This is a genomic window from Thermoplasma sp., assembly GCF_008709555.1.
Taxonomy (GTDB): Archaea; Thermoplasmatota; Thermoplasmata; order Thermoplasmatales; family Thermoplasmataceae; genus Thermoplasma.
The window spans coordinates 54,281-60,280 of the sequence record NZ_VYIJ01000009.1; the positions used below are offsets into that span (position 1 = coordinate 54,281).

The 6,000-nt window shown below is 43.7% G+C and carries 8 protein-coding genes; 4 read left to right on the forward strand and 4 right to left on the reverse strand.

Annotated features, from left to right (window positions below):
* Positions 1-181: 181 nt before the first annotated feature.
* From F6Q11_RS04780 to F6Q11_RS04795, 4 genes are all read right to left on the reverse strand, one after another.
* On the reverse strand, positions 182-688 hold the full coding sequence (locus tag F6Q11_RS04780) for a hypothetical protein (RefSeq protein ID WP_297026729.1): 507 nt from the start codon (positions 686-688) through the stop codon (positions 182-184).
* A gap of 214 nt (positions 689-902) precedes the next feature.
* Positions 903-1,772, reverse strand: coding sequence for an ABC transporter ATP-binding protein (locus F6Q11_RS04785; protein WP_297026731.1), 870 nt, complete (start codon positions 1,770-1,772; stop codon positions 903-905).
* Position 1,773: 1 nt separating this feature from the next.
* The gene (locus F6Q11_RS04790; protein WP_297026734.1) at positions 1,774-2,622 is read right to left on the reverse strand and encodes a hypothetical protein; all 849 of its coding nucleotides are present in this window, start codon (positions 2,620-2,622) and stop codon (positions 1,774-1,776) included.
* Positions 2,623-2,777: 155 nt separating this feature from the next.
* On the reverse strand, positions 2,778-3,239 hold the full coding sequence (locus F6Q11_RS04795) for a hypothetical protein (protein WP_297026736.1): 462 nt from the start codon (positions 3,237-3,239) through the stop codon (positions 2,778-2,780).
* On the opposite strand from F6Q11_RS04795, the gene F6Q11_RS04800 reads away from it, so the two are divergent.
* The 4 genes from F6Q11_RS04800 to F6Q11_RS04815 all read left to right on the forward strand — a co-directional run.
* The gene (locus tag F6Q11_RS04800; RefSeq protein ID WP_297026738.1) at positions 3,226-3,465 is read left to right on the forward strand and encodes a hypothetical protein; all 240 of its coding nucleotides are present in this window, start codon (positions 3,226-3,228) and stop codon (positions 3,463-3,465) included. The genes F6Q11_RS04795 and F6Q11_RS04800 overlap by 14 nt on opposite strands.
* A 257-nt stretch (positions 3,466-3,722) precedes the next feature.
* On the forward strand, positions 3,723-4,280 hold the full coding sequence (locus tag F6Q11_RS04805) for an AMP-binding protein (RefSeq protein ID WP_297026740.1): 558 nt from the start codon (positions 3,723-3,725) through the stop codon (positions 4,278-4,280).
* 20 nt (positions 4,281-4,300) lie between these two features.
* Positions 4,301-5,593 carry an acyl-CoA synthetase gene (locus F6Q11_RS04810; protein ID WP_297026742.1) on the forward strand — a complete coding sequence of 431 codons (1,293 nt, stop codon included), beginning with the start codon at positions 4,301-4,303 and terminating at the stop codon, positions 5,591-5,593.
* A gap of 74 nt (positions 5,594-5,667) precedes the next feature.
* A partial coding sequence (locus F6Q11_RS04815) for a methyltransferase domain-containing protein (RefSeq protein ID WP_367119330.1) occupies positions 5,668-6,000 on the forward strand: 333 nt, incomplete at its 3' end.

The window sequence follows — 6,000 nt, forward strand, 5'->3', positions numbered from 1 at the left end:
AACGGGCAGCGACAACGGTATGTTTTTAGAGAAGGTACTGTTATAGAAATCGAGATAAGTTGTGGTTTCTACCTTGATAGGAGAGCTTTGTGAACCAGAGTAATACCATAGACTTGAAAACAGCACGACGAATCCGAGTGAGATAACTGTCAGTCTCAGAAATTGCTTCCATCTCACGTTATCACCTCCTCATGGGTTTAAGGCTCCTTTTCCCAATGACCATTAGCGCCAGTGCAAACAGGACAGCACCTATAACAAATTCCAGCATGCCACCGTCCACAAACACACTCGAAAACGGTGCGTAAAGGCCTATGTGTGAGAATCCAGTGAGGGCGAATGAAAGAGGATTGGCATCGGCACTTTTACCAAAAAAGGTTGGTGAAACAAAGATGAAGAACGCTATTAGTGATCCTGCAGAAACGATTGGGCTTCTTATGGAAGTGGCGATAAGAAAGCCCCCGCCAGTGAACAGGACTGAGAACGAAGCAAGATAGAACACCATCTCTGCAAAGACCGCCGGCGATTCTGTGAATTCAAAGAAATAAACATTTGCAGTGAAAATCAGAGAAGTGATAACTGTTGAATACAGTACTGTCCAAAGGAACATGCAGGTTAGCACCCTCCTTGCACTCATACCAAATGCCACAAGCGTGAGAATCTTTCCGTTCTCCAGAAAAAGGGTTATCATGAAAATATTCAAGGATAGTATCAATACATATGGAAAGTAGATAGAATTCAAGATCGAACCAGTAAAATTATATAATTGTAGAGAGGAATCTCCAGGCTGCATGCCATACTCGTAGATCAGCGAATAGTTAGCTATAAAGACAGAGAAGATAATGATAAGCTCAGCTAGAAAGTATGGATCCATTTCCACACTGATCAATCTAAGAAGAGCAAATCTATTCATAGATTCTCGCCATTTCAGCTGGTATAAGAAAATAAGACATGATAACAATCCCATTTTCGGATGCTATTTCTGCGCATCTCTTTATTTCCAGCGATGTGAAAACAGCGTTATTGATCAGCACTGCACTGCTATCCATTTCCCTGACAGAAGCAAGCATTTGATTGTTGTTATTGGTGCGCAGTACGCTTACAAATGATACCTTTCCGGATTCCGCTGAAAACCTTACTGTGTGTTTGTCCAGCACCAGCATCCTATCATAGATCGTCAGCATTTCGTCTAGCACATGTGTAGAAATCAGGAACAGGCTGTTGGATTTATCAGCCTTTTGCCTAATCGCTTCAGATACCAGTGAACGCTTATGAACATCCACATTGGAATTTGGCTCATCAAAAATGAAAATTGACGATTCTGTGCTGAGATAGCATGCGATCATCACAAGCTGCATTTCACCCAAGCTCAGTGACTGAAAAGTGGCTGGCAATATATAATCGACCTGAAAGAAATGCAAGTAATCTATTATGCGTTCCATGCCGGTACCGTTCAAGGACGAGAACCAGTAGATATGTTCTCTCACGGATGTTCCCCCCAGCACGGAAGGTTTTTCAGGCATGAAGGAAACCTCTCTCATTGCCTGCCCATGGTTTTTCCAGGAGTCTATACCATTGAGCATGGCTATGCCGCTGTCCGGCTTCATTATGCCGCTGATGAGGTAGAAAAGGGTGCTCTTCCCTGCACCATTCTCACCAACAAGGACATTGACACCATCGCTGAGGGCGAAATTGACCTTGTCCAGAACCCTACGCTTTTTGAATGCTTTTGTGAGATTTCTGCAAACGATCGCCTCAACGGAGCCTGACACCATTCTATCTCCTCTGTTTCAATGAGACTCTTCTGTACAGAGATACCATGTAAACCACACTCAGAATCCACAGGATCACCACCACAGCAATGTAGTTCATCACATAATGCGATATATTCAAGGTTTCGACGGCAACATCTGTCTTTTCCAGTGAGATATAAATCAGAGTAACGTTGGAGACAGCCGATGAACCGAGCAAAGCAGAGAAGACGGTGGAATTGCCTGTGAACACGATGTAACTAAGGAAGGAATGCGACGGAGATTCAATGTAATAGACCGTGTTCGCATCGAAGTTGCGTGACAGATTTTCGTAGTAACCGGACGGCTGTCCCGGAACGTTGATAAGTTTCACCATCTGTGAGGTGGAGTAGAGAGTAGCTGTGCCAACGTTTACAGCTGAGAATGAGCTCACAGTGCCGTAATACTGGCCAGTGTTGTTGAACACGTTGACAAATTCTCCCTCCATCCCGAGTCCTGATGGAAAGAAGGACTCGAAGAGTCTGGAGTGATCACCGGCCTTCAGAATAAACGAATCTGCAAGGGTTACATTTTCTTCCGAGGACTCGCCATACAGCTTCACAGAGAATACTGCATAGCCATTTTCCATGGTGATATTTATGTAGCTCGTGGTGAAACCGAGATTGCCCAGGAGATTGCTGACTGAATTATTACGGTAAAAATTTATCGGGCCTAATGCGTTCATCTCGTAGCTGTAAGTGGCTCCTGGACATACCGCCCCGTCAACGAGTGAACTGTTCAGGCTGTATGCCTCGAGAAGAGGAGAGAGCAGGAGTATTATAGAGACAATTGCAAGCACGGACGTGAGCAATATCAGGAACCTTTTTAATTTCATTTTCAGCCCCTCACATTGTTGATATTCCAGCCGGGGTACCTTTCATTAAAAAAATTTGAGCAGATATAAAATTTTGTATCTCTTATCGATTCTCTTCATCTGCTATCTGCCGATGACCTACATTGGCCTTATCTATTGGCATTATTCTCCTCCAGTTATCCCCCACCGGATTGTGCGAACTCTTTCGCTAGATTGGTAATTGCCATCCAAGCGGCAACTTCTGAATTTATAACATTGTTATATGATACCCAGTACTTGATGTAGATATTTCCGTTACCCATTACCATGTAATCAACAAGTATATTCGTGTACATATTATTTACTGGCCCGTTTTCACCGGTTATTATCGCATAATTCACCATTTCAACATCAGAAGAGAAAATCTCATACTGGATGCCATCACTGTTTGTTCCATTAACGAATGAATACGGGCCATTCTTGTTCAAAACTGTTCCGCCAGGAAACCGTAACACGTAGGCCGTTAGCGATACTGAAGGAGGACTAGCTATTGTAGCGTCCCAATAATAATTCGTTACATTAAAGTAAGATATTTCATCAGAGTCCACTATGTACCAAAAGCCATACCAAGGTGTCTTGTTAACTATGTTAAATTCCATGGAAGCAGACGATATGGAGGGACCTCCTCCACCACCTAGCCCCCTTATCATGCTTGGCAAAACGCTCACACTCAAGGCGTTGCTGCCTATATTCTGGATTCCAGTAGCTGAAGTTAGGATTGCAAACATCCCTAAAAAATGCAAAAACCTCAACTACTGCTCCAAGAACATCTTTAAAGGAGATATTCTTATTCAGCACATCTTCATGGACCATGAAAAAATGTAATAAAACATCTAAATTTTTCTATCGTTTTCATTATCTCCCGTAGAGCCACGAATTTTATGCCAGGTACGATGAATTGCAATGTCGTACCAAACATAGAATATTTTATGGCATTTACATATCGTTCAGCCATATATTATATATTTTAATAAACAATGAATATATGTTATTATAAACATTTAAATAACATGAGATACATGCTATCTATCGCTATGACATATGATATCCCTGATTTTATAACAAAGAGCAAAGAAATAAAGATGGTTGAAGAGGAGAAGAGCCTTTCATTCTATAGATTGCTTGAGTTTTCTAAAAAAGATCCAGAGCGCTTCTGGGAGTCCGTTGCATCTGATCTTGTATGGAAGAAGAGATGGGATACAACCATGGAGGGATCGCTCCCTAACTTCAGATTCTTCACTGGTGGATACATAAATGTCGCTGAGAATCTCATAGACCGGCATCTGGATGATAGCTATAACAGGCTGGCCCTTATATTTGAAAGCGAGACTGGAAGAAGATCCGCCTATACATATGGTATGCTTAATTCCATAGTTAACAGGTTGGCCAACGGCCTTCGTTCAATTGGAGTGAAGAAGGGCGACAGAGTTTCTATATTTCTACCAAATATCCCCGAAACCCTGTTCAGCGTTCTTGCGTGTTACCGGTTAGGAGCAGTTTTCAATACCATATTCTCTGGTTTTTCCACTCAGGCCCTGGAAAACAGGATTTCGCACTTCAAGCCAAAGATAATAATAACGGCAGATGGAACATACAGAAGAGGCAGGCTCGTGGAGCTGAAAAAAGAGTTGACGAGATAAAATTTCAGTCCGTTGAGAAGGTGATAGTTGTAAGGAACGCCGGTAATGATGTAGATCTTAATCAAAGGGATGTTGAGTTTGATAAGATAGTATACTCAATGCCGGATAAAATCAAAATGGAATACCCGGAAGCCAACGATCCAGGGATCGTCTTCTATACATCAGGAACAACAGGAAGGCCAAAGGGTGTGGTTCTCTCCGGTGCGGGCTTCCTTGTGAACAACTACGTGTATGCAAGATACCATCTGGATCTTAGAAAATCCGACATACTGTGGTGCACGGCTGACATAGGATGGCTCACAATGCATATATGGGGTATAATCGGAGCCCTGTCAAACGGTACGACAACACTTTTCTATGAAGGTGCAATGGATCATCCTTCCATAGAAAACTTCTACAGGATAATAGAGAGGTACGGAGTGACAAAGATATTCACAGCACCCACACTCATAAGGATGCTGATGAGATACGGTTATCCTGAAGGTAAGTACGATCTGTCCTCGGTGAAGGTGATAGGATTAGTCGGTGAACCTCTGAATCCTGAAGCCTGGTATTGGATAAGGAAACATTTTGCATCAGCTTTCATAAACAACACATGGGGGCAGACAGAGACAGCCGGTACGCCGCTGGCCGGTTCCGCCTTTGCCACTGGAATGAAGGCTGGTTCAAGTGGTATAGAATTCCTGGGTGCGCATGTGGATGTTGTTGATGATCATGGAAATTCCGTTATCAATACACCAGGCAACCTGGTAATAAGAAGGCCGATACCCATGATGATCAGGGACCTGTGGGAGGAGCATGAAAGATTCCTGAATGAATACTATGGCAGAATACCCGGCGTTTACTACACATATGATGTCGCTCTCAAGGATGATGATGGGCATTTCTGGGTGCTCGGAAGAAACGATGATGTTATCAATGTTGCCGGGCACCGGCTGAGCACAATGGAAATGGAAAGCCTGATCGCTGAGGTGGATTCTGTGGCAGAATGCGCTGTCGTGGGTGTATCGGATGAGATCAAGGGACTTGTTCCAGTGGTTTTCGTCACTCCAAAGAACAGCGTAAACTCAGATGGCCTGGAAGCCGCCATTGTGAAGAAGATAGAAGACGGACTTGGAAAGTTTGCCAGACCGGCCGACGTAATCGTTGTCGATGAAATGCCAAAAACGCCAAGTGGAAAGATCCTGAGGCGTTTTCTCAGAGAGGTGTATATGAATGGTGATGTGGTTGGAGACCGAACAGGGCTTGAAAACCCATCATCCATAGAAAAACTGAAGCTGGCCCTTGAAAATAGGACGAATCAGAACACGTGAGCTGATCCTCAGCTGAATTTCAGATCTTCATTTTCCTTGAGGAAGGGTATTTTTCCCTCAATAGATCCTGAATCATGGATGAGAGATCATATTTCGATGAAAATGCAGCAAGATACGATGCATGGTACGAAGCGCATCCAGATGAATACAGGGACCAGGTCGGATTCATAGGAAGGCTGATGCCGCATGGAATTGGAGTGGAAATAGGCGTCGGTACCGGCCGCTTTGCATCAAAGCTCGGCATAAAAGTCGGTGTTGACGTCTCAGAGAGGATGCTTTCAGTGGCAGCCAGAAGAGGAATTTTACCCATACTGGCAAGTGCTGAGAACCTCCCGTTCATATCAGGCTATTTCCGTTTTCTGGGGCCTTGTACCCGTAGTATCCATACTTGTAGGTTTTCCATCGCC

Excerpts from the sequence above, each read along its gene's own strand:
- F6Q11_RS04790 (WP_297026734.1), bottom strand. The coding sequence starts at position 2,622 with ATGAAATTAAAAAGGTTCCTGATATTGCTCACGTCCGTGCTTGCAATT.
- F6Q11_RS04805 (WP_297026740.1), top strand. The coding sequence starts at position 3,723 with ATGGTTGAAGAGGAGAAGAGCCTTTCATTCTATAGATTGCTTGAGTTT.
- F6Q11_RS04780 (WP_297026729.1), bottom strand. The coding sequence starts at position 688 with ATGATAACCCTTTTTCTGGAGAACGGAAAGATTCTCACGCTTGTGGCA.
- F6Q11_RS04795 (WP_297026736.1), bottom strand. The coding sequence starts at position 3,239 with ATGGAATTTAACATAGTTAACAAGACACCTTGGTATGGCTTTTGGTAC.
- F6Q11_RS04785 (WP_297026731.1), bottom strand. The coding sequence starts at position 1,772 with ATGGTGTCAGGCTCCGTTGAGGCGATCGTTTGCAGAAATCTCACAAAA.
- F6Q11_RS04800 (WP_297026738.1), top strand. The coding sequence starts at position 3,226 with ATGTTAAATTCCATGGAAGCAGACGATATGGAGGGACCTCCTCCACCA.